This is a genomic window from Palleronia marisminoris, from assembly GCF_900172315.1.
GTDB lineage: Bacteria > Pseudomonadota > Alphaproteobacteria > Rhodobacterales > Rhodobacteraceae > Palleronia > Palleronia marisminoris.
Map to the genome: position 1 here is coordinate 73,074 of NZ_FWFV01000002.1, position 20,923 is coordinate 93,996.

Annotated in this window: 19 protein-coding genes and 2 tRNA genes; 13 read left to right on the forward strand and 8 right to left on the reverse strand. The window is 68.2% G+C overall.

What is annotated here, in order from left to right; translation table 11 throughout:
• Positions 1-55: 55 nt before the first annotated feature.
• The 3 genes from PAM7066_RS03970 to PAM7066_RS03980 all read left to right on the forward strand — a co-directional run bounded on the left by PAM7066_RS03970 (position 56) and on the right by PAM7066_RS03980 (position 715).
• The gene (locus PAM7066_RS03970; protein WP_085852858.1) at positions 56-475 is read left to right on the forward strand and encodes a c-type cytochrome; all 420 of its coding nucleotides are present in this window, start codon (positions 56-58) and stop codon (positions 473-475) included.
• A 70-nt stretch (positions 476-545) separates the two neighbouring features.
• Positions 546-620: transfer RNA gene (locus PAM7066_RS03975), tRNA-Gly, on the forward strand.
• Between the two features lie 20 nt (positions 621-640).
• A tRNA-Gly gene (locus PAM7066_RS03980) sits at positions 641-715 on the forward strand.
• Between the two features lie 4 nt (positions 716-719).
• Here PAM7066_RS03980 and ade read toward each other — a convergent pair.
• Together ade and PAM7066_RS03990 are read right to left on the reverse strand one after the other, a co-directional pair.
• Positions 720-2,417, reverse strand: a complete 1,698-nt coding sequence (ade, locus tag PAM7066_RS03985) for an adenine deaminase (RefSeq protein WP_085852859.1) — start codon at positions 2,415-2,417, stop codon at positions 720-722.
• Positions 2,418-2,449: 32 nt separating this feature from the next.
• Positions 2,450-2,896, reverse strand: coding sequence for a nucleoside deaminase (locus PAM7066_RS03990; protein WP_085852860.1), 447 nt, complete (start codon positions 2,894-2,896; stop codon positions 2,450-2,452).
• Positions 2,897-2,925: 29 nt separating this feature from the next.
• Here PAM7066_RS03990 and PAM7066_RS03995 point away from each other — a divergent pair, with 29 nt between their 5' ends.
• The 6 genes from PAM7066_RS03995 to PAM7066_RS04020 all read left to right on the forward strand — a co-directional run bounded on the left by PAM7066_RS03995 (position 2,926) and on the right by PAM7066_RS04020 (position 8,037).
• Positions 2,926-3,744 (forward strand): pseudouridine synthase, encoded by an 819-nt coding sequence (locus tag PAM7066_RS03995; RefSeq protein WP_085852861.1) that lies wholly within the window; start codon positions 2,926-2,928, stop codon positions 3,742-3,744.
• Positions 3,745-3,816: 72 nt separating this feature from the next.
• Positions 3,817-4,020: a hypothetical protein gene (locus PAM7066_RS04000; RefSeq protein ID WP_085852862.1), complete on the forward strand. Its 204-nt coding sequence runs from the start codon at positions 3,817-3,819 to the stop codon at positions 4,018-4,020.
• Positions 4,020-4,859 carry a 5-bromo-4-chloroindolyl phosphate hydrolysis family protein gene (locus tag PAM7066_RS04005; RefSeq protein WP_085852863.1) on the forward strand — a complete coding sequence of 280 codons (840 nt, stop codon included), beginning with the start codon at positions 4,020-4,022 and terminating at the stop codon, positions 4,857-4,859. The genes PAM7066_RS04000 and PAM7066_RS04005 overlap by 1 nt, the downstream gene beginning before the upstream one ends.
• A gap of 3 nt (positions 4,860-4,862) precedes the next feature.
• Positions 4,863-5,996 carry a toxic anion resistance protein gene (locus PAM7066_RS04010; protein WP_085852864.1) on the forward strand — a complete coding sequence of 378 codons (1,134 nt, stop codon included), beginning with the start codon at positions 4,863-4,865 and terminating at the stop codon, positions 5,994-5,996.
• Position 5,997: 1 nt separating this feature from the next.
• Positions 5,998-6,957, forward strand: coding sequence for a DUF2927 domain-containing protein (locus PAM7066_RS04015; RefSeq protein ID WP_085852865.1), 960 nt, complete (start codon positions 5,998-6,000; stop codon positions 6,955-6,957).
• A 159-nt stretch (positions 6,958-7,116) separates the two neighbouring features.
• The gene (locus PAM7066_RS04020; RefSeq protein ID WP_085852866.1) at positions 7,117-8,037 is read left to right on the forward strand and encodes a carbohydrate kinase family protein; all 921 of its coding nucleotides are present in this window, start codon (positions 7,117-7,119) and stop codon (positions 8,035-8,037) included.
• On the opposite strand, the gene PAM7066_RS04025 is transcribed toward PAM7066_RS04020, so the two are convergent.
• The 4 genes from PAM7066_RS04025 to PAM7066_RS04040 are packed head-to-tail and all read right to left on the reverse strand — an operon-like array spanning position 8,034 to position 13,053.
• Entirely contained in the window at positions 8,034-8,588 is a 555-nt protein-coding gene (locus PAM7066_RS04025) for a PqiC family protein (protein ID WP_085852867.1), read from the reverse strand. The genes PAM7066_RS04020 and PAM7066_RS04025 overlap by 4 nt on opposite strands.
• 3 nt (positions 8,589-8,591) lie before the next feature.
• Positions 8,592-11,801, reverse strand: a complete 3,210-nt coding sequence (locus tag PAM7066_RS04030) for an MlaD family protein (RefSeq protein ID WP_085852868.1) — start codon at positions 11,799-11,801, stop codon at positions 8,592-8,594.
• Positions 11,801-12,352, reverse strand: coding sequence for a paraquat-inducible protein A (locus tag PAM7066_RS04035; RefSeq protein WP_085852869.1), 552 nt, complete (start codon positions 12,350-12,352; stop codon positions 11,801-11,803). Before PAM7066_RS04035 ends, PAM7066_RS04030 begins: the two co-directional genes overlap by 1 nt.
• A 53-nt stretch (positions 12,353-12,405) precedes the next feature.
• The gene (locus PAM7066_RS04040) at positions 12,406-13,053 is read right to left on the reverse strand and encodes a paraquat-inducible protein A (protein ID WP_085852870.1); all 648 of its coding nucleotides are present in this window, start codon (positions 13,051-13,053) and stop codon (positions 12,406-12,408) included.
• Between the two features lie 243 nt (positions 13,054-13,296).
• On the opposite strand from PAM7066_RS04040, the gene PAM7066_RS04045 reads away from it, so the two are divergent.
• The 4 genes from PAM7066_RS04045 (at position 13,297) to PAM7066_RS04060 (ending at position 18,939) form a co-directional block, all read left to right on the forward strand.
• Positions 13,297-14,346, forward strand: coding sequence for a TAXI family TRAP transporter solute-binding subunit (locus tag PAM7066_RS04045; protein WP_090928760.1), 1,050 nt, complete (start codon positions 13,297-13,299; stop codon positions 14,344-14,346).
• Positions 14,347-14,563: 217 nt separating this feature from the next.
• A complete protein-coding gene (locus PAM7066_RS04050; protein ID WP_085852871.1) occupies positions 14,564-17,200 on the forward strand; it encodes a TRAP transporter permease in 2,637 nt (878 codons plus the stop codon).
• Between the two features lies 1 nt (position 17,201).
• Positions 17,202-17,624: a universal stress protein gene (locus tag PAM7066_RS04055; protein WP_085852872.1), complete on the forward strand. Its 423-nt coding sequence runs from the start codon at positions 17,202-17,204 to the stop codon at positions 17,622-17,624.
• The gene (locus PAM7066_RS04060; protein ID WP_090928756.1) at positions 17,617-18,939 is read left to right on the forward strand and encodes an aspartate aminotransferase family protein; all 1,323 of its coding nucleotides are present in this window, start codon (positions 17,617-17,619) and stop codon (positions 18,937-18,939) included. The genes PAM7066_RS04055 and PAM7066_RS04060 overlap by 8 nt, the downstream gene beginning before the upstream one ends.
• Here the strand turns inward: PAM7066_RS04060 and PAM7066_RS04065 are convergent, their stop codons facing one another.
• Both PAM7066_RS04065 and PAM7066_RS04070 read right to left on the reverse strand, forming a co-directional pair.
• Positions 18,940-19,617 (reverse strand): ABC transporter ATP-binding protein, encoded by a 678-nt coding sequence (locus tag PAM7066_RS04065; protein WP_085852874.1) that lies wholly within the window; start codon positions 19,615-19,617, stop codon positions 18,940-18,942.
• A complete protein-coding gene (locus PAM7066_RS04070; RefSeq protein ID WP_085852875.1) occupies positions 19,610-20,905 on the reverse strand; it encodes a lipoprotein-releasing ABC transporter permease subunit in 1,296 nt (431 codons plus the stop codon). Before PAM7066_RS04070 ends, PAM7066_RS04065 begins: the two co-directional genes overlap by 8 nt.
• Positions 20,906-20,923: the final 18 nt, after the last annotated feature.

The following is a 20,923-nucleotide window of genomic DNA, read 5'->3' on the forward strand; positions in this document are numbered from 1 at the left end:
GCGCGGTTCGGTGGTCCGTGGTCTCCTCGGCGCGAAGATCAACGGAGGATCTACTATGAACACCAACCGCGCCGCGCTTGCCACGGCCCTTCTTCTGCTGACGACGGGTTGCGTCGCGCCGACGATCGGTGACGACGCCGCCACGACTCCGACCGGCGAGCAGGTCTACCAGACGCAATGCGCCGCCTGCCACGGGGCCGAAGGGCGCGGCGACGGCCCGCTGGCGCAGCGGCTCGACCGGCGGCCGGCAGACCTGACGCAACTGGCCGACGGCGACGCGTTCCCCCGTGCCCATATCATGGGCTATGTCGACGGCTATTTCCGCGACGATGCAGGGCAGGTCATGCCGCAATTCGGGCCCGAGATGGCCGCTGGCCAGCTTGTGCCCTACGACATCGGCGACGGCATCCTCACCCCCACGCCCGCCGCGCTGATCCGTGTGGCGGATTACGTGGAAAGCCTGCAGGCAGAGTAAGGCGAAAAATGTGCACACCCTCTTGCGCCCGGCGAACGGTGTCGCTAAATCCGCGCTCACCAATGATGATGCGGGCGTAGCTCAGGGGTAGAGCATAACCTTGCCAAGGTTAGGGTCGGGCGTTCGAATCGCCTCGCCCGCTCCATTGGGACAGACGGTTGGCGCGCGGGCGTAGCTCAGGGGTAGAGCATAACCTTGCCAAGGTTAGGGTCGGGCGTTCGAATCGCCTCGCCCGCTCCATCCGTCAGACTTCTTTCATCAGCTCGAAGCGGTCCACGTCGACCATGCCGCGATCCGTGATCTTCAGATGCGGGATCACCGGCAGGGCGATGAAGGCCAACTGCAGGAACGGCTCGTTCAGGGTCACGCCTAGCTTCCTGGCCGCCGCGCGTAGATGTTCGAGGCCGCCGCGCACCGTTTCGAACCCTTCGGGGCTCATCAAGCCCGCGACCGGCAGGGACAGTTCGGCGCGGATTTCGCCGCCTTCGACCACGCAGAACCCGCCCTCGATCTCGGCCAGCCGGCGCGCGGCCAAGGCCATGTCGTCGTAATTCACGCCGACGGCGATCAGGTTGTGGTGGTCGTGGCACACGGTCGAGGCGATGGCCCCGCGCTGAATGCCGAAGCCCCGGACGAAGCCGTTCGCGACGTTGCCGTTGCGTCCGTGGCGTTCGATCACCGTGACGCGGGCGAGGTCGCGCGCGGGATCGGGGCGGCGGTCGCCGTCGGTGGCGGCGATGTCCTCGGACAAGCGGTCGGTCAGGATCAGCCCCTCGCGCACACCGATAACCGGCGTTGCACCCTTTCCCGACAGCCGGAACGTGTCCGGCGTCACGGCGGGGATCGAGACTGACCCGCGCCCGATCCCGGCATCGGGCCCGCCGAACGCTGCCTCGGTCAGTTCCATGCCCCCGGCCCAGACGGCCTGCGCATCGCAGGCCTCCAGCGACGCAACCGCCACGATATCTGCCCGCTTGCCCGGCGCGATCTGGCCGCGATCCTTCAGGCCAAACGCCTCGGCCCCGGACAGCGAGGCGATGCGGTAGGCCACCACCGGGTCCACGCCAGCGGCGATGGCGGTTCGGATCATGTGGTCGAGATGCCCTTCTTCGCCGATATCCAGCGGGTTCCGGTCGTCGGTGCAGAGCGCGAGGTAGTGTGACAACCGCTCGGTCATCAGCGGGATCAGGGCGTGCAGGTCCTTCGACACCGACCCCTCGCGGATCAGGATGCGAATCCCGCGCGACAGCTTCTCGCGCGCTTCCTCGGCCGTGGTGGCCTCGTGTTCCGTGCGGATGCCCGCGCTGGCATAAGCGTTGAGACCCTTGCCCGACAGAAGCGGTGCGTGGCCGTCGATATGGTGCTCGGCGAAGGCCTGGAGCTTCGCCATGACGCCCGGATCGCGATGAATCACGCCGGGATAATTCATGAACTCGGCCAACCCGAGCGCCTGCGGATGGTCCGCCAGCCGCGCAAGGTCGTCGGCCCCGATCTCGGCGCCCGAGGTCTCCATGTGCGAGGACGGTACGCAGGACGACAGCATCACCCTGATGTCGATAGGCGCGGCGGCGGCGGCGGCCAGCGCCCAGTCGAGCGCGGGGATACCCAGCACGTTGGCGATCTCGTGCGGATCCCAGATCGCCGTCGTGATGCCGCGCGGGCCGACGAGGCGCGCGAATTCGGCTGGTGTCACCAGCGAGCTTTCGATGTGCAGATGCGTGTCGATGAAACCGGGCACCAGCGTCAGGCCCGAGAGGTCGCGCACCGGGCCGTCATACGCGGCACCGATCCCGGCGATGCGGTCGCCGACGATGGCCACATCGCCCTCGATCAGGTCTCCGGTGACGACATCGAGAACTTCGGCCCCCCGAAGGACGAGGTCGGCGGGGATGTCACCGTTTCCGGCGGCGATGAGGCGGGCGAGATCGGGCTGGTCTGTCATCCCCGCAGAAGGCCGCGTTTCGGCGGCAAGGTCTACCCCCTGCGAGACGCGAAGAAGCCCCGAAGCAGCGACCCAGCCTCGGCCTCGGCAATCCCCGCGTAGATTTCGGGAACATGGTGGCTTTGCGGATGCGAGAAGACGCGCGCCCCGTGCGCCACGCCGCCGGATTTCGGGTCCGCCGCGCCGTAATACAGCCGCGCGATCCGGGCCGCCGCGATGACCCCCGCACAAGCCGCGCAGGGCTCCAGAGTGACGTAAAGCGATGCGCCCGGCAGACGCTCTACCCCCAGCGCGGCGCAGGCGCGGCGGATCGCCTGCACCTCGGCATGGGCCGAGGGGTCGCAGGTCGCGCGCGTCTCGTTGCCCCCGCGGCCGACGATCCGGCCGTCCACGACCACAACGGCGCCCACCGGAACCTCTCCGCGGGCGGCGGCGGCACGGGCCTCGGCCAGCGCTTCGGACATGAATGCACTTTGCATGGGCGCGATCTGGCTTTAGGTGGCCCCTCATGTCCAGCCCCGAACCCCCCGCCGGCGATCGCATCGCCAAGGTCATCGCCCGCGCCGGCCGCGCCTCGCGCCGCGAGGCCGAACGCCTGATCGCCGAGAAGCGGGTGAAGGTGAACGGCAAGACCATCGACAGCCCCGCGCTGAACGTCACCGAATCCGACCGGATCGAGGTCGACGGGACCGTGATCGGCCCGCCCGACACCCCGCGCCTGTGGCTGTACCACAAGCCTTCGGGCCTAGTGACCACGACCAGCGACGAGAAGGGCCGCGACACCGTCTTCGACAACCTGCCCGAGGGGATGCCCCGCGTGGTCTCGGTCGGGCGGCTCGACCTCAACTCCGAGGGGCTTTTGCTGCTGACCAACGATGGCGGCATCAAGCGCAAGCTCGAACTGCCCGCCACCGGCTGGCTGCGGAAATACCGCGTCCGCGTCCACGGCAGCCCCAAGGACGAGGATCTCGAACCGCTCCGCCGCGGGATGGTGATCGACGGGCAGAGATTCCTGCCGATGGAAGTGCATCTCGACCGGCAGCAGGGCGCGAACGCCTGGGTCACGATCGGCCTGCGCGAGGGGAAGAACCGCGAGATCCGCCGCGCCATGGAAACCGTCGGCCTACCTGTGTCGCGTCTTCTGCGCGTCTCGTTCGGGCCGTTCCGGTTGGGCGACTTGAAACCCGGCGCGGTCGAAGAGGTCAAGGCGCGCGTCCTGCGCGACCAGCTTGGCCTGTCGACCGAAGGGTTTGCCGAGAAGAAGGCGCCCAAGCGCGGCGTCAAGCGCACCGGCGCACCCCGCCCCCCCAAGCCCCGCGGACGCTGATCCGCGGGAAAACGTCTGGAAGGCACGCGGCCGCGTTCATATATCCAAGGCTGCCTGTCCGTCGGAGTGTCCATGGCCCGCCTGCTTCTTGCCGCGCTCGTGATCGCCATCGTGGTGACGCTCGTGTCGATGGCGGTCCGCCAGTTGACCGACACCGCCTCGACCGCCCGCGCGCGCCTGCGCGACCTGCCCCTGGGAGAAAGCCCGATGCAACGCCTGTCCTTCGTCCTGCTCGTCGCGCTGATCTTCTACGCCGCGATCTGGGGGGCCGGCTAATGGCCGACGGAACGAGCCGCGGCTGGACCGGCCGACGCCGCAGCCGTGTCGGTGCGAGGGCCAACGCGCTTTACATCGCGCCGATCCCGCTTCTGTTCACCGCGTTCGGGCAGGGCCCGGCGGGGCTGGCGCTGGATCTGGCCGCGTTCTTCACGCTGATGGGTGCCGCCTGGATGACGCGCGAGGGGCTCCGGGCCGAGGACGCCTACGCCGCGCGCGAGGCCGCCCGCCGCCCCGCCCTGCCCCGCAAGCTGCTGGGTGCCGGGCTGACGGGTCTCGGGCTGGCGCTGGCCGGGCTGCCGGTGCTGGGCGGCGCGATCATCCTCGCGATCCTGGGCGTCGCGCTGCATGTCGCCGCCTTCGGCATCGACCCCCTGCGCAACAAGCACCCCGAGGGCGCCCCCGCCTGGCAGTCCGAGCGCGTGACTGCCGCCGTGGACGAGGCCGAGGCCCACCTGGCCGAGATGCGCGCCGCGATCGCCCGCACCGGCGACCGCCCGCTTCTGGCCCGTGTCGACCGCTTCGCCGACACGGCCCGCGCGCTCTTTCGCCGGGTCGAGCGCGACCCCCGCGACCTGCCGCAGGCGCGCCGCTGGCTCGGCGTGTATCTTTTGGGGGCTCGCGATGCGGCCCGAAAATATGCAGAATTGTCGCAAGAACAGGATAACGGTCCCGCGCGTTCCGAGTTCGTTGCGTTGCTCGACGATCTGGAGGACGGGTTCGCCCGTCGCTCCGAAGCGATGCTGCTGGACGACCGCTCGGATCTCGATATCGAGATCGACGTCCTGCGCGAGCGTCTGGCGCGCGAGGGTGTTGGCACGGGGACGAAAGGGAACTGAGGCATGTCGGAAGTGACGAGGAAAACCGCGCTTCAGGCCGATCTGGCGGAGCCGCGCGAGGGGACCCCGCCTCTCGACACGACGGATCCCGAGATGCGCACGGCCATCGAACAGCGTATGGCCGAGCTCGATCCGACCGACACCGGCTCGATCCTGGCCTTCGGCTCGGCCGCGCAGGACGAATTGCAGAAGATCAGCCAGTCCATGCTGGCTGACGTCAAGAACAAGGAGGTCGGCCCGGCCGGCGATTCCCTGCGAGAAATGGTCGGCGCCCTGCGCGGCTTCTCGACATCCGAGCTGGACATGCGCCGCAAGCGCAGCTTCTTCGAGAAGATGCTGGGCCGCGCAGCCCCCCTCTCGCGCTTCCTGGCGAAGTACGAGGACGTGCAGGCCCAGATCGACGACATTACCGGCCGGCTGCACGCGCACGAGCATCAGCTTCTCAAGGACATCAAGTCGCTCGACCTGCTCTACGAGAAGACGCTGAACTTCTACGACGAGCTTGGCCTCTACATCGCCGCCGGGGAAGAAGCGCTGCGTCGCCTGGACGAGCAGGCCATCCCCGACGCCGAAGCCGCCGCGACCGACGGCCAGGGCGACGACATGATCGACAGCCAGCGCCTGCGCGACCTCCGCGCCGCGCGCGACGACCTCGACCGTCGCGTCCACGACCTGAAGCTGACGCGGCAGGTGACGATGCAGTCCCTGCCCTCGATCCGCCTCGTGCAGGAGAACGACAAGTCCCTCGTGGCCAAGATCGGCTCGACCCTCGTGAACACGGTGCCCCTGTGGGAGACGCAGCTTGCACAGGCCGTCACCATCCACCGCTCCGAGCGGGCCGCCGATGCCGTGCGCGAGGCGGGCGACCTGACCAACGACCTGCTGCGCGCCAATGCCGAGAACTTGCGCGACGCCAACGCGAAGGTCCGCACCCAGATGGAGCGCGGCGTCTTCGACATCGAGGCCGTGCAGGCTGCCAACGATACGCTGATCGCCACCATCGAGGAATCGCTCCAGATCGCGGACGAGGGCAGGCAGGCACGTGCAGAGGCCGAAAGCGACCTCCAGCGGATGGAGAGCGATCTGCGCGACGCGCTCGCCGGTGCCAAGTCCCACGCCGTGAAGGGATCCGTCTGACGTGCGCCAGGCTCTTGCCCTCCTGTCAGCTGCGCTGCTGGTCGCCGCCTGCGCTGGTCCCGAGCCGGTCGCGCCACCGGTACCCGTTCCGCCCGCACAGTCGGCGCCCCCTGCTCCGCGTGCACCGACCCCCAGGGCCGAGCCGGAACCGCCGACGGCAGACCTGAGCGCCGACCTGCGCGATTACTATGCACGGGTCCAGCGCGGCCTGCTGGCGCAGGGTTTGCTGCGCCGCGACGGCGGCGGGGTGGACACCCCCTACGACGCCGATCGCCTGGCCGAGACCTTCCTGCGCCTCGCCTTCTTCGAGGAATACGCCCCGAATGCCGGCGTCGGCGTCGCGCGCGAGACGCGGTCCAAACTCCACCGCTGGGAGGTGCCGGTGCGCGTGGAGACCCGCTTCGGAGACGACGTGCCTCCGAGGCAGAGGATCACGGACGCCAACGCCATCGGCTCCCTCGTCCGCCGTCTTGGCGCCGCGACTGGCCACCCGATCTCGACCACCTCCACCGATGGCAACTTCATCGTGTACGTCGTGCGCGAATCCGATCGCCGTGCCCTGGCCCCCGCGCTGCGCCAGCTCGCCCCCGAGCTTCCCGAGGCCGCGCTCGCCACGGTCATCGACCTGCCACGCCGGAATTATTGCGTCGTCTTCGCCGTGGATCGCGGCGAGACCGGGCGCTACACCCGAGCCGTCGCGATCATCCGGTCCGAGCATCCCGAATTGCTGCGCCTGTCGTGCTTTCACGAAGAGATCGCGCAGGGGCTGGGTCTGGCCAATGACAGCCCGCGCGCCCGTCCGTCGATCTTCAACGACGACGAGGAGTTCGCGCTTCTGACCGACATGGACGAGCAACTCCTGTCGATCCTCTACGACCCGCGCCTGCGCCCGGGAATGACCCTCGAAGAGGCGCGCCCGATCGTGGAACAGATCGCCCGCGAGATCCTGCCCTCGGCCTGATTCGCTTCTACGCGTCACACCCGACTTCATCCTGCCCGAAATACTCCGGGGGTGAATTGGCCGTAGGCCAAGAGGGGGCAGCCGCCCCCTTCGCACGTTGCGAAGCAGCACGGCACCCGGCAAAGTGAGCGCAACCATCCCAGGAAAGAGACCCGCCCGATGATCCTCTGCGCCGGCGAAGCCCTGATCGACATGCTCCCCCGCGAGACGCCGGACGGCACGACCGCCTTCGCCCCCCATGTGGGCGGCGCCGTGCTGAATACCGCCGTCGCGCTCGCCCGGCTCGGCGCGCCCTGCGGGTTCTTCTCGGGCCTCTCGACCGACCTCTTCGGGGCCCGGATCGTCCAGCGGCTCGAGGAAGACAAGGTCGATATCTCGCTCGCCGCGCGATCGGATCGGCCCACGACGCTGGCCTTCGTGACGCTGACCGACGGGCAGGCGCGCTATGCCTTCTACGACGAGAACACCGCCGGCCGCATGCTGTCCGAGGGCGACCTGCCCCGGCACGTAGACGCCTCGGCCTGTTTCTTCGGCGGCATCTCCCTCGCGGTCGAACCCTGTGCGGATGCGTATGCGGTGCTGTCCGAACGGCTGGCCCCGGATATGCCGATGATGATCGACCCGAACATCCGGCCGGACTTCATCCGCGACGCCGACCGCTACCGCGCGCGGATCGAGGCGATGATCGAAAGGGCGGACATCGTGAAGGTCTCGGACGAGGATCTCGAATGGCTGGTTCCGGGCAACACGCTCGAAGCGCGCGCGCAGGCGCTGCTGCGGCGCGGGCCGGCGCTCGTCTGCCTGACCCAGGGGGCGGAAGGGGCCGTGGCCTTTACCGCGGAGCGGCAGGTCTCGGTTCCCGCCACGCGCGCCGAGGTGGTCGATACGGTCGGCGCGGGGGACACGTTCAACGCCGGCATCCTCGCGTCATTGTCGGAACAGGGCGTGCTGACGAAGACCGCGCTGCGCGATTTGCCCGAAGAGGCCATGGCGGCCGCGCTGACGCTGGGCGTGCGCGCGGCCGCGGTCACGGTCGGTCGCGCGGGCGCCAACCCGCCCCGGCGGACCGAGCTGGCCTAGAGCCCGTCGCGCGCGATCAACGTCGCGAGTTCGGCGATCACCGCCGCTTTCGCCGCCGCGATCGACGGTGCGCTGAGGGTCTGGAAGGGTGCGGCCAGTTCGAAGCGCCGTGCCCGTTCCTGCGCCGTGCCCTCGGTGGACGCGACGAAGTATTGGCCCGCTATGCGATACAGCCCGTCCCGCCCCGGCAGCGCCCGGCTGAAGCGCACGTCGACGCGCACATCGGCGCGGTCGTAGAACGGCCACGGTTCGGCGGCCACGCGCGCGTTCGTCAGCGCCGCAAGCTGAAGCGCCAGCCCCTCGGTAAAGCTGCGCTGCGGATCGTCGGCCCACAGGAGGCTGTCGTCGCTGACAAGGGCGCTCGTCTCGTCCTCGAAGAAGATGACCTCCTGGTCGGCATAGAGGGGCAGCGACACGTCGACCACCTCGACCGAGCCGACCGAGACGGGGATCTTCTGCGTCACCTCGGTTTCGGGCAGGTCGAAGCGAAGCGGTTGGCCACCGCATGCGGCGAGAAGGGCAAGGGCCGTGGCAGCGGCAAGTCTCATCATGGGTCAGCGTCCAAATAGCAGCGAGTTGGGGTTGCGTTCGATCTCGCGGGCGAGACTGTCGATGGCGGAAGCGGCCGACTGGATGTCGCGCAGGGTCGATTGCACCTCGGCTCCCAGCGCGCCGCGGGCGTTGTAGCCCTCGACCACCGTCCCGGTCTGGTTCAGCAGCCCGCCCACTTCGTCCAGCAGCGTCGGCAGCCGGTCTGCGGCCTCCTGCACCGAGACGAGAGTGGCGTTGGCGTTCTCGATGATTCCGCCCTCCTGGATCTCGACCAGCAGACGCTGCGCCTCTTCCAGCGTATCCGCAAGCGCGGTCGGCACCCTCTGCGTCTCGGGCGAGGAGATCAGCTCGTCGGCCGAGGCCAGCACGCTGGAGGCGCGTTCGCCGATCTCTTCGATGGGAAGGTTGCCCACGTCGTTGACCAGCAGCTCGATCTGGTCGGCGACGCGCTTGGCACGGGCGGCGACCTCGGGGGCCACGTCGGCGGCATCGGCCACGGCGGCGGCCGCGCGCTGGACGTCCAGCAGAAGCGGCTCGAGCGCGCCGCGGATGTCCGACACGGCACCGTCCGCCGAGACCAGGACGTCGTTCGCGTTCTCGAGCACGCCGTCCTCTGCGGTGAGGGCCGCGAAGACCCGGCGCAGGTCGGTCAGCGTCGCCTGCACGTCGGCCGGGAGGGCCGCGACGGCCTCGGACGAGATCAGCGTGTCGAGCGAAACGACCAGGTCGTTCACGTTCGCGACCGCCTGATCCAGCGGCAGCGCGCCGATATCCTCGGCCACGGCGTCGAGGCTGACGACGAGATCGTCGATGCTGGCGAGCACGCCCGGCAGTTCCTCGATCGGCTCCTGCGCCGCGGCGAGCGTCGCCTGCAGCTCGGTCAGGACGGGTTGCAGATCGGCCACGACGGTATCGACGGCCGCATTCACGTCGGCGACCGTTGCAGTGCCTTCGTCGATCAGGCCGTTGACGCGCGGGATCGTGCCGCCCTCGCCGGCCAGCGAGGTGAGGACGGTCCGCAGATCCGACACCGCGCCCTGCACGTCGGCCGGCAGGTCCGTCACCGCGTCCGAGGTGACAAGCGCGTTCACCGAAGTCAGGATGCTGTCCACGTTGCCCAACGTCTGGTCGAGGTCCAGCGCGCTCACGTCCTGCGCCACGTCGTTCAGGCTCGCGACCAGCGCGTCGACATTGCCCAGAAGCGTGGGGAGCGCACTGATCGACCCCTGCGCCGAGGCGATGGCGCGGCGGGCTTCGGCGAGGATCGGTAGCGCTTCCTCTTCCAGGTTCACCACCGTCGATTCCAGCGTCGCGAGCGTCTGGTTCGCCGTCTCGACAAGGCCCGACTGGCGGACTTCGGCGACCAGGCCTTCGACCTCGGCCAGAAGGGCCGACACGTCGCCGGTCAGGCCCTGCGTGGCGTCCGAGGCAAGGAAGGTGCGCAGCGCCTCGAGGGTGCCCTCGACCTCGGCCACGACTTCGGACAGGGGCAGCGTGTTCACCTCGGCGATCAGCGCCTCCAGCTCGGCCACGGCGGCGTTCACCTGTTCAAGCGTCTCGGGGCCGTCCTCCATCGTCTCGTAGACCGAATCGGCCGCCTCTTCCGCCGCTTCGAGCGCATCGACCAGCGCCGTCACCGCTCCGGCCTCGTTCAGGCGGGTCACGAGATCCTCGAGCTGCGCGGCCGTCTGGTTGAACGACGCCAGCGTCTCGCCGGTCTGTCCGGGGATGGACTGGATCCCTTCGGAATTCACGAAGGCGCGCACGTCGCCCAGAAGGGCCAGAACCTCGTCCGGCGTTTCCTGGATACCTTCGGTGTTCAGTACCCGGTTGACCGACTGCATGACGAGGATGGCATTATCCAGCAGTTCCTCGATGGGCAGGTTGTTCACCCGGTTGAACACCCCTTCGGCGGTATCGGCGAAGTCGGTCAGATCGGCCTCGATCGAGGGGATCTGCGGATAGGGTTCGGTCGAAAGGTCGATCTCGGCATCGGGCACGTCGTCCATCTGGGCCAGCGCGATCTGCAGGCCGCCAAGCAACGAGGCCGACTGAAGCTGCGCGCGCAACCCGTTCTGGACGGCGAACTGCATGAAATCCAGAACCTCTTCCTGCGTCGCGTCGGGATCGAGGCCCATCTTGCCGGGCCGAAGCTCGATCGTGGTCAGAAGGCGTACGCCGCGGTCGCCGAAGGTCTCTTCGTCCAGGACGCCGGTCAGGCCCGACACGCGGCCGACGACGATGCCCCCGAATTCGACATCCGCGCCGACCTCGAGGCCCGGAACGGAATCGTCGAAGATCACCGTGAAGTTGACCGGCTCGCCATCCGCATTCGCGTCGAAAACCGAGGATCGCGCGGCCTCTTGGTCGGGATAGAGGCGAAAGACCGGGTCCTCGGCCAAGTCCTCACCGCCCGAGACCGTGGTCCCGAACTCCACCCCTCCCGAGACCAGCGAGGCGAGGGAATTGACGTTGAGCTGCGCACCTTGCGCGCCGAGGTTGAAGGTGAAGCCCGAAATGTCCCAGAACCGCGTCGCAGTATTGATGAGACGCGCTTCCGGCTCGCGCACGAAGGCGTCGGCGATCACCGACACGCCGTCCTCGGCCAGGCGCAGGTTGCCCACCCGGCCCACGGTGATGCCGCGATAGAGGATCGGGGCGTTCTCGGCCAGGCCCGAGACATCGCTTGCGCGCAGCTCGAAGGTCAGGCCCGGCTCGCCGTTGGTGACCAGGGGCGCGCTGCCCAGTCCTTCGAACTCTCTCTCTTCCACGCCGGCCGTGCCGTCCCAGCTGCCCATGATATAGACGCCGCTCAGAACCGTATCGAGGCCCGAGACGCCCTGCGCCGACACCTCGGGGCGCACGATCCAGAACCGCGCCTCCGCGTCGATGTAGGGGGCGAGGTCCTGATCCACCATGACCTCGACCACGACCTCACCCAGGTCATCGGTGAAGCGCACGGCTTCGACGATGCCCACGACCACATCGCGATAGCGCAGCTGGGTTTCGTCGGCGCGTACGCCCGCGGCGTTCGGGAACGCGATCTCGATGATGACGCCGCGGTCGGAATAGCTGCGCCAGGCCACGCCGAGCGAGATCAGCAGCGCGAGGATCGGAACCGCCCACACGACGGAGACGCGGCTGAACAGCCCACGGCGGTTGCGTTCCATGGCGGGCTCGGTCGCCTCGCCGTGCTGGTTCTCGTCACTCATCAGGCGCGGGGTCCCCGTCCGTCATTGTCCCAGATCATGCGCGGGTCGAAGCTGATCGCCGCGAGCATCGTGAAGATCACCGAAAGCGCAAAGGTGATGGCCGCGGGGCCGGGATTGATCGACGCCGCGAAGTTGAGTTGCACGAGCGCCGACAGGATCGCAACGACGAATACGTCGATCATCGACCAGCGACCGATGAACTCCACGAAGTGGTAGAGCCTGTGCCGCTGCTTCGGCCGCAACCGTTCCGGCCGCGCGACCGAGATCGCAAGGTATGCGATCGCGATGAATTTTCCCACGGGAATCGCGACCGAGGCCAGCAGGATGATGAGCGCGATGCCCAGGTTGCCGTGGCTCGCCAGCTCGATCGCGCCTTCGACGATCGTGTCCTCGGAGGTGTTGAACAGCACCTGCGTGCGCAGCATCGGGAACAGGTTCGCCGGGACGTAGCAGATCATCCCCACGACCAGCCACGCCCAGACGCGTTGCAGCGACCCCCAGTCGCGGGACTGGAGGTGGCTGCCGCAGCGCTCGCACCTCTCCTGCCGCATCGGCCAGACCCTCTGGCAGCGGCGGCAGGCGACGAGGCCCCGCTCGCGTGCGGTCACGATGTGCGGTCCAACGCTTTCCAAATGCTCCACCTGTCCAAGCTGCCGTCCAGAAGGACGGTGACGATCACGAGGGCGCCGAACATGAAGAACGCCGGGCCGAACTCCACCCGGGCGAGGTCGGCCACCTTCACCAGCGCCACCGCGCAACCGATGATGAAGATCTCGGCCATCGACCAGGGGCGCATGTCCTCGGCCCACCGGAACGCCTTGCGTGCGCCACGAAGCGGCGCCCGCCCCACCAGAAGCGGCGCCAGGGTGTAGATCACGAGAATCGCGCGCAGCGCCGGGATCATGATGATGAAGAACACCACGAAGACCGACAGCCCCGTCATCCATCCCCCGTCGAGGAACGCCAGCGCGGTATCGACCACCGACGCCCGGTTCGAGAAGCCCGCGACGTTGACCCCCAGGAACGGGAAGAAGATCGCTCCGGCCATCAGGACCACGACCGTTACAGCGAAGGCGACGACGCGCAGGAACGCGTCGCGCCGTGGCGAGATCAGCACGCCGTGACAGCGGTGGCACACCGCGCGCGTGCCATCCTCGGGCAGGCGCGCATGGTAGAGGGCGTCGCATTGCGGGCAGGCGATCAGCTCGTCGAGCGGCACGCCCGCGGGCACGTCGGCATCGGTCCCGTCCATGTGGCAGCTCCGTCCTCGGGCACCGCCCCCGGGCGGTATCGGCTCGAGTATATCGCGAGCGGACCCAGAGACCACCGCAGGCGCCATCACGCTTCGGTATGCGACCCTTTTGCCGCGGTCGGCCCGGGCAGGTTGCGGCATCGAAACCCTCTGTCTCCCGTGCAAGCCCTTGCCACGGCGGCCAAGTGTGCCACCATCGCATGATGACCCCGTTCAGGGGCAACCATTCTCAGGGAGAGACTCATGACGAAGATGATCCGCATCCTCGGCGCCACGGCCTTGGCAACGACCTTCGCTGCCCCGGTCGCCGCGCAAGAGCAGCAGGAAAACTTCATCACGATCGGCACCGGCGGCGTGACCGGCGTGTACTACCCCACCGGCGGCGCGATCTGCCGGCTGGTCAACCGCGACCGGTCCGAGCACGGCATCCGCTGCTCGGTCGAATCCACCGGCGGTTCGGTCTACAACGTCAACGCCGTCGAGCAGGGCGAGCTGGAATTCGGCGTCGCCCAGTCCGACGTGCAGTATCAGAAGTACAACGGCACCGAGCAGTTCGAGGACCAGGGCGCCTATGACGGCCTGCGCGCGGTCTTCTCGATCCACCCCGAGCCCTTCACCGTCGTCGCCCGCGCCGATGCCGGGATCGAGACCTTCGCCGATCTCGAGGGCAAGCGCGTCAACATCGGCAATCCCGGCTCGGGCCAGCGGGTGCTGATGGAGCGCCTGATGGAAGAGATGGGCTGGACCACCGGCGACTTCCAGCTCGCCTCCGAGCTTCAGGCCGCCGAGCAGTCGCAGGCGCTCTGCGACAACAACATCGACGCGATGGTCTATTCCGTCGGCCACCCCTCCGGCTCGATCCAGGAAGCGACGACCGCCTGCGATTCCGTCCTCGTCCCCGTGGACAACGAAGCCAGCCAGGCGCTGATCGAAAACAACGACTACTACCGCCAGGCCACGATCCCGGGCGGCATGTATCGCGGCAACGACGAGGACACGACGACCTTCGGCGTCGGCGCGACCCTCGTGACCTCGACCGAGGTGTCCGAGGACGTCGTCTACGAGATGGTCAAGGCCGTGTTCGAGAACTTCGACCAGTTCAAGAGCCTGCACCCCGCCTTCGCCAACCTCGAGAAAGAGCAGATGGCGAATGACGGCCTTTCGGCGCCGCTGCACCCCGGTGCCGAGCGCTACTACCAGGAAGCCGGCCTGCTGAACGGGTCCGACGGCTCGGGTTCGGAAAGCTCGGACGCCGAGAGCGCCGAGACCGAGGGCAGCGAAACCGCCCAGTAAGGCGGCATTACGCAGCGATCTTCGACGGCCCGGCAGACACTCCGCCGGGCCGTTCTTCGTTTGCGGCAGGGACGACCGCCGAGAAACGCGCGGTGCTTCTTTCTGGTGCGCTTTCGCCTCCCGGCGGCGCGACCGTGTTCACAAAGATTGTGGCATGGAAAAAACCAGCCTACCCTCGACTTCCATGGCCCGCGGGCCGAAGCAGAGGACGGGGCCCATGGCAGAGCAAACCGACAAGCGCCAGTTCACCGACGACGAACTGCAGGATCTTGTCTCGTCCTCGGATGCCGGCGCGCGGACGCCGACGACGCGGTGGGTCGCGCTGCTGATCGGTGGCGTGGCGCTGTGCTGGTCGCTGTTCCAGCTGTGGATCGCCCAGCCGATGCTGTGGTTCGGGGCCTACCTTCCCGTCCTCAACTCGTCCGAGACGCGGCCCATCCACCTGACCTTCGCGATCTTCCTCGCGTTCCTGTGCTATCCCGCGCTGAAATCCTCGCCCCGCGACCGCGTGCCCCTGTTCGACTGGGCGCTCGCCATCGTCGGAGCGGGCACGGCCTTCTACGTCTTCCTCTTCGCCGACCAGCTCGCCTCGACCGCCCGCTCGGGGCTGCCGACCGAGACGCAGCTCTGGATCGGCGCGGTCGGCCTCGTGCTGCTGCTCGAAGCATCACGGCGCGCGCTCGGCCCCGCCCTGACCATAGTGGGCGCCCTGTTCCTCGCCTATGCGTGGTTCGGCGAGGGCTGGCTGATCCCGGACCTGATCGCGCATGAGGGAATATCGCTCACCTCGCTCATCAACGCGCAGTGGCTCGACACGGCGGGCGTCTTCGGCATCCCGCTGGGTGTCTCGACGGCCTTCGTGTTCCTCTTCGTGCTGTTCGGGTCGCTTCTGGACAAGGCCGGAGCGGGCAACTACTTCATCCAGCTCGCCTTCGCGGGCCTCGGCCACCTGCGCGGCGGACCGGCCAAGGCGGCGGTCGTGGGCTCGGCCATGACCGGCCTGATCTCGGGCTCGTCCATCGCCAACGTCGTGACCACCGGCACCTTCACGATCCCGCTGATGAAGCGCGTGGGCTTCACCAACGAGCAGGCCGGATCGGTCGAGGTCGCCTCGTCGGTCAACGGCCAGATCATGCCCCCGGTCATGGGCGCGGCCGCCTTCCTGATGGTCGAGTTCATCGGGATCTCCTATGTGCAGGTCATCAAGCACGCCTTCGTGCCCGCCGTGATCTCGTACATCGCGCTGGTCTACATCGTGCATCTCGAGGCACTGAAGAAGGACATGCCGGCCCTTGGCGAGGGAGCCTCGCTGCCGCGCATGGCGCTGAACTTCGGCATCGGCTTCGCGGTCTTCGGCGCAGGCTTCACGGCGCTGATCTACGGTATCGCCGGCCTCAACGCGGTGCTGCCGGGACTTGCCGGCCCGATCGCCATGATCGCCCTTGCCGCCGTCTATGTCTGGCTGGTCTGGATCGCGGCGCGGCAGACCGACCTCGACCCCGACACGCTCGACGACACCAGCGAACAGATCAAGCTGCCGCAGGTCGCGGATGTCTGGAAGACCGGCCTGCACTACGTCCTGCCGATCCTGGTGCTGGTCTGGTTCCTGATGGTCGAACAGCAGAGCCCTGCGAAATCGGCCTTCTACGCCACCGCGCTGATGCTGCTCATCATCATCACGCAAAAGCCTTTGAAGGCAATGTTCCGCAAGGGGCAAGGCCAGGCCGACGCGTGGAAAGAGGGTGCCCGCGACCTGATCGACGGGCTGATCACCGGCGCGCGCAACATGATCGGCATCGGCGTCGCCACCGCGGCCGCCGGTATCATCGTGGCGACCGTGACCAAGACCCCCATCGGGACGGAACTTGCCAGCCTCGTCGAGGCGCTGTCGGGGGGCATCCTGCTGGTCATGCTGATCCTGATCGGCCTCTTCAGCCTCGTCCTTGGCATGGGGCTGCCCACCACGGCGAACTATATCGTGGTGTCGTCGCTGATGGCCTCGGTCGTCGTGAGCCTCGGCGCGCAGGAGGGGCTGATCATCCCGCTGATCGCCGCGCACCTCTTCGTCTTCTACTTCGGGATCATGGCGGACGTGACGCCGCCGGTGGGGCTTGCCTCGTTCGCCGCGGCCGCCGTGTCCGGGGGCGATCCGATCAAGACGGGCTTCACCGCCTTCTTCTATTCGCTACGGACCGTCGCCCTGCCCTTCCTCTTCATCTACAATCCGACGCTGATCCTCTACGGGGTGGACCTGACGACCTACTCGGGCATCGCGCAAGCGGTCTTCGTGTTCATCGTCGCGACCTTCGCCATGCTGCTGTTCGCGGCGGCGACGCAGGGCTACTTCCTCGCCCGGTCGAAGGTCTACGAAAGCGCCGCGCTGCTCCTGGTGGCCTTCACGCTCTTCGTGCCGAACTTCTGGCTGAACCAGGTCCAGCCCCGCTTCATCGAGGCCGATCCCGCAACCTTCAGCGAGGTGCTGGCCGAGGCGCCGGCCGAGTCCCGGCTCAGGCTCCGGATCTCGGGACCGGACTTCGCCACGGGGAACGAGGCAGAGACCACCGTCTCGGTCATCGTACCCGAGGGCGATGCGCAGGCCCGCATGGACGCCACCGGACTGATGCTGCGCCCCGGCGACAACACCGCCGCGCTGGAAGAGCCGATGTTCGGCACGTCGCTGCAGGAAAGCCTGTCCAGCTTCGACTTCTACGCCGAGAACCCCGTACGCATCAGCCAGATCCTCGCGTCGAACGACAACCGTCTGCCCGCCCAGATCTTCTACATCCCCGCGCTCCTGCTGCTTGCCCTCGTGATCTGGCTGCAGCGCCGGCGCCAGACAAAGCCGGCCTTCTGACATGACCCAGACCATCCTCCTGCCCATCGACCTCACCGATTCCGCCACGTGGGAGAACGCCCTGCCCCGCGCGCTCGACCTTGCGTCGGGCGGGGTGCTGCATGTCCAGACCGTCATCCCGAATTTCGGCATGTCGATGGTCGGCAACTACTTCGGCGAGGGCTTCATCAAGCGGGCGCTGCACGACGTGGGCGAACAGCTTTCGGACTGGACCCGGTCGCACATCCCCGACGAACAAGAGGTGCACCCCCACGTCACCCACGGCCGCATCTATGACGAGATCATCCGCGCGGCCGCCCGGCTTGGCGTGGACACCATCGTCATCGGCGCGAAGAAGCCGCACGTGTCGGAATACCTGCTGGGCCCGAACGCCGCGCGGGTCGTGCGCCACGCCCCGCAGTCCGTCTTCATCGTCCGTGGTTAGCGCGGTCTTCGGCCGATCGTCCAAGGCGCTGCCCATGGCGGTCGCGGGCGAGGGCTGCTGGCTGATCGACGCCGAGGGCAAGCGATATCTCGACGGCTCGGGCGGCGCGGCGGTGTCCTGCCTCGGCCATTCCGACGCCCATGTGCGGTCGGCCATGACCGCCCAGATCGAGCGTCTGTCCTTCGCCCATACCGGGTTCTTCACCTCCGAACCGGCCGAGGCGCTGGCGGCCAAGCTGATCGAGAACGCGCCCGAGGGGATCGCGCGGGTCTACCCCGTGTCCGGCGGGTCCGAGGCCGTCGAAGCCGCGCTGAAGCTCGCCCGGCAATATTTCCTTGAGGTCGGCGAGCCGCAGCGGTCGAAGATCATCGCCCGCCGGCAAAGCTATCACGGCAACACTCTGGGCGCGCTGGCGGCGGGTGGCAACGCATGGCGGCGCGAGAAATACGCGCCCCTGCTGATCGAGTGCCACCACATCGCGCCCTGCTACCCCTACCGAGACCAGCGCCCGGACGAGAGCGCCGAAGATTACGGGCTGCGCGCGGCGAACGAGCTCGAGGCCGAGATCGAGCGCCTCGGCCCCGAGACGGTGATGGCCTTCATCGCCGAGCCGGTCGTCGGCGCCACGGCCGGTGCCCTCGCCCCCGTGCCCGGCTACTTCAAGCGCATCCGCGAGATCTGCGACCGCCACGGGGTGCTCCTGATCCTCGACGAGGTGATGTGCGGGATGGGCCGCACCGGCACCCTTTTCGCCTGCGAGCAGGACGGCATCGCCCCCGACCTCGTGACCATCGCCAAGGGCCTCGGCGCCGGCTACGTCCCAATCGGCGCGATGCTGGCCAGCCAGCGCATCCACGACGCGATCGAGGGTGGATCGGGTGCATTCCAGCACGGCCACACCTATCACGCGCATCCTCTCGCCGCCGCCGCGGCCCATGCGGTTCTTCAGCGGCTGGTGGATGACGGGCTCGTTGCAGGGGTGCCCGCGAAGGGCGAGGCGCTGGTGGCGGCACTGACCGACCGGCTGGGCAGTCACGCCCATGTCGGCGACATCCGCGGCCGCGGCCTGTTTCGGGGCATCGAACTTGTCGCGGATCGCGAAACCAAGGCGCCCTTCGACCCCGATCGCAAGCTGCACGTGAGGGTGAAGGCTGAAGCGATGGCACGCGGGTTGATCTGCTATCCCGCCGGCGGCACGATCGACGGGCGGCGCGGCGACCATATCCTTCTCGCCCCGCCCTTCATCATCTCGCAGACCGAGATCGAGACGCTTGCCGACCGTGTGACCGACGCCATCGACGCCGCCCTGGCCTGATCAGGCGAACCGGCCCTCTGTCAGCCGCAGCGACCGGTCCATGCGCGCCGCCAGTTCGAGGTTGTGGGTGGCGATCAGGGCCGACAGCCCCGTCTCACGCACGAGGTCCATCAGCGCGCCGAACACCGTCTCGGATGTCCCGGGATCGAGGTTACCGGTCGGCTCGTCCGCCAGCAGCACGCGCGGCTCGTTGGCAAGCGCGCGGCAGAACGCCACGCGCTGCTGCTCGCCACCCGACAGCGCCGAGGGACGGTGATCGGCCCGGTGCCCCACGCCCACGATCTCGAGAAGGTTGCGCGCGCGCCTGGCGGCCTCGGCCTGCGACGTGCCCGCGGCGAGCTGGGGGAGGATGATGTTCTCCTCTGCCGTGAACTCGGGCAGGAGGTGGTGGAACTGGTAGATGAAGCCGACGTGATCGCGCCGCGCCCGCGTTCGGCGCCGGTCGCCAAGGTCGGTCATGTCCTCGCCGCCGAGGATGACGCGCCCCTCGTCCGCCGAATCCAGCAGCCCCGCGATATGCAGAAGCGTGGACTTGCCGGCCCCAGAGGGCGCGACCATCGACACGACCTCGCCCTGGGCCACGCGCAGGGACACGCCGCGCAGGACCTGCACCTCCTTCGGGGTGCCGTGGTTGTAGCCCTTGTGGATGTCGCGAAGCTCCAGCGCGGGTTCACTCATAGCGCAGCGCCTCCACCGGGTTCATCCGCGCCGCGCGGCGGGCGGGAAAGATCGTGACCACGAAGCTGAGGCCGAGCGACAGCACCACCGCCGACAGCACGTCGCCCCACTGCAGTTCGGCCGGGAGGGCATAGATCCCCCGGATCGACGGGTCCCACGCGTTGCCCCCCGACATCCAGTTCACGGCCGAGAAGATCGGGTCGATATAGAGCGCGAAAAGGCACCCCAAAGCCACGCCAAGCGCCGTGCCGATTACCCCCGTCAACGCGCCGCAGATGAAGAACACCCGCAGGATCGAGCCTTCGGTCAGGCCGATGGTGCGCAGGATGCCGATGTCGCGGCCCTTGTTCTTCACCAGCATGATGAGTCCCGAGACGATGTTCATCGTGGCAATCAGCACGAGGATCGACAGGATCACGAACATCACGTTGTCCTCGATGTCGAGCGCGCGCAGGAACGACCCCGACGCATCGCGCCACGTCCACAGGATCGCGTCCGGCCCGGCCGCTCGCAGGATCGGCATGGTGTAGGCGTCGATCGCCTCGGGGTCGTCGACGATCACCTCGAGCTCGGTCGCCACGCCGTCTGCGTTGAAGTAGGTCTGCGCCTCGGCGAAGGGCATGTAGACCCGGGTCCGGTCGATGTCGTAGCGCCCGGCGGTGAAGACGTAGAGGACCTCGTAGTTCGATACGCGGGGGGTGGTTCCGAAGGGCGTCTGCGCCCCGTCGGGCGAGATCAGGCGGATCACGTCGCCAACCGCCACGTTCAACTCGCGCGCCACGCCCGAGCCGATGGCGATGCCGGCCACGCCCTCGGCCCCGAAGCGGGACAGGTCGCCCCAGCTTTCGATCGGTTCGACCACGCGGCGCACACCCTGCAGATCCTCGGCGCGGATGCCGTGAACCTCGACGCCCGAGGTGGCGCCGTTGAAGCTGGTCATGACCTGCCCCTTGACCAGCGGCGCCACCCGTTCGACCCCCGGCACCTCGCGGATGCGGTCGGCCATCGCGGCGTAATCCTCGATGTAGCGCGTGCCGGCCGCGCCCTCGGTCCCCTGACCCGCCGAATAGATCGTGGCGTGGGCGTTCGCCCCAAGGATCGTGTCCACGAATTCCGACCGGAAGCCCGAGCGCACGGCAAGAGTCGCGATCAGGGCGAAAACGGCCAGCGTGATGCCGATCAGGCTGATCCAGGTCATGACGGACACGCCGCCCTCGGCCCGGCGGGCGCGCAGGTAGCGCCAGGCGATCATCCACTCGAAACGCGAAAAGGGGGCGGGGTTCGCCATGGTCTGGGGTCCGTCCAA

What these genes read in the sequence shown, in the direction of transcription:
- PAM7066_RS03995 (WP_085852861.1), top strand. Translation starts at nt 2,926, where the DNA reads ATGTCCAGCCCCGAACCCCCCGCCGGCGATCGCATCGCCAAGGTCATC.
- PAM7066_RS04050 (WP_085852871.1), top strand. Translation starts at nt 14,564, where the DNA reads ATGGCAGAGCAAACCGACAAGCGCCAGTTCACCGACGACGAACTGCAG.
- PAM7066_RS04025 (WP_085852867.1), bottom strand. Translation starts at nt 8,588, where the DNA reads ATGATGAGACTTGCCGCTGCCACGGCCCTTGCCCTTCTCGCCGCATGC.
- PAM7066_RS04020 (WP_085852866.1), top strand. Translation starts at nt 7,117, where the DNA reads ATGATCCTCTGCGCCGGCGAAGCCCTGATCGACATGCTCCCCCGCGAG.
- ade (WP_085852859.1), bottom strand. Translation starts at nt 2,417, where the DNA reads ATGACAGACCAGCCCGATCTCGCCCGCCTCATCGCCGCCGGAAACGGT.
- PAM7066_RS04065 (WP_085852874.1), bottom strand. Translation starts at nt 19,617, where the DNA reads ATGAGTGAACCCGCGCTGGAGCTTCGCGACATCCACAAGGGCTACAAC.
- PAM7066_RS04070 (WP_085852875.1), bottom strand. Translation starts at nt 20,905, where the DNA reads ATGGCGAACCCCGCCCCCTTTTCGCGTTTCGAGTGGATGATCGCCTGG.
- PAM7066_RS04000 (WP_085852862.1), top strand. Translation starts at nt 3,817, where the DNA reads ATGGCCCGCCTGCTTCTTGCCGCGCTCGTGATCGCCATCGTGGTGACG.
- PAM7066_RS04035 (WP_085852869.1), bottom strand. Translation starts at nt 12,352, where the DNA reads ATGCGGCAGGAGAGGTGCGAGCGCTGCGGCAGCCACCTCCAGTCCCGC.
- PAM7066_RS03990 (WP_085852860.1), bottom strand. Translation starts at nt 2,896, where the DNA reads ATGCAAAGTGCATTCATGTCCGAAGCGCTGGCCGAGGCCCGTGCCGCC.
- PAM7066_RS04010 (WP_085852864.1), top strand. Translation starts at nt 4,863, where the DNA reads ATGTCGGAAGTGACGAGGAAAACCGCGCTTCAGGCCGATCTGGCGGAG.
- PAM7066_RS04030 (WP_085852868.1), bottom strand. Translation starts at nt 11,801, where the DNA reads ATGAGTGACGAGAACCAGCACGGCGAGGCGACCGAGCCCGCCATGGAA.
- PAM7066_RS03970 (WP_085852858.1), top strand. Translation starts at nt 56, where the DNA reads ATGAACACCAACCGCGCCGCGCTTGCCACGGCCCTTCTTCTGCTGACG.
- PAM7066_RS04045 (WP_090928760.1), top strand. Translation starts at nt 13,297, where the DNA reads ATGACGAAGATGATCCGCATCCTCGGCGCCACGGCCTTGGCAACGACC.
- PAM7066_RS04040 (WP_085852870.1), bottom strand. Translation starts at nt 13,053, where the DNA reads ATGGACGGGACCGATGCCGACGTGCCCGCGGGCGTGCCGCTCGACGAG.
- PAM7066_RS04055 (WP_085852872.1), top strand. Translation starts at nt 17,202, where the DNA reads ATGACCCAGACCATCCTCCTGCCCATCGACCTCACCGATTCCGCCACG.
- PAM7066_RS04005 (WP_085852863.1), top strand. Translation starts at nt 4,020, where the DNA reads ATGGCCGACGGAACGAGCCGCGGCTGGACCGGCCGACGCCGCAGCCGT.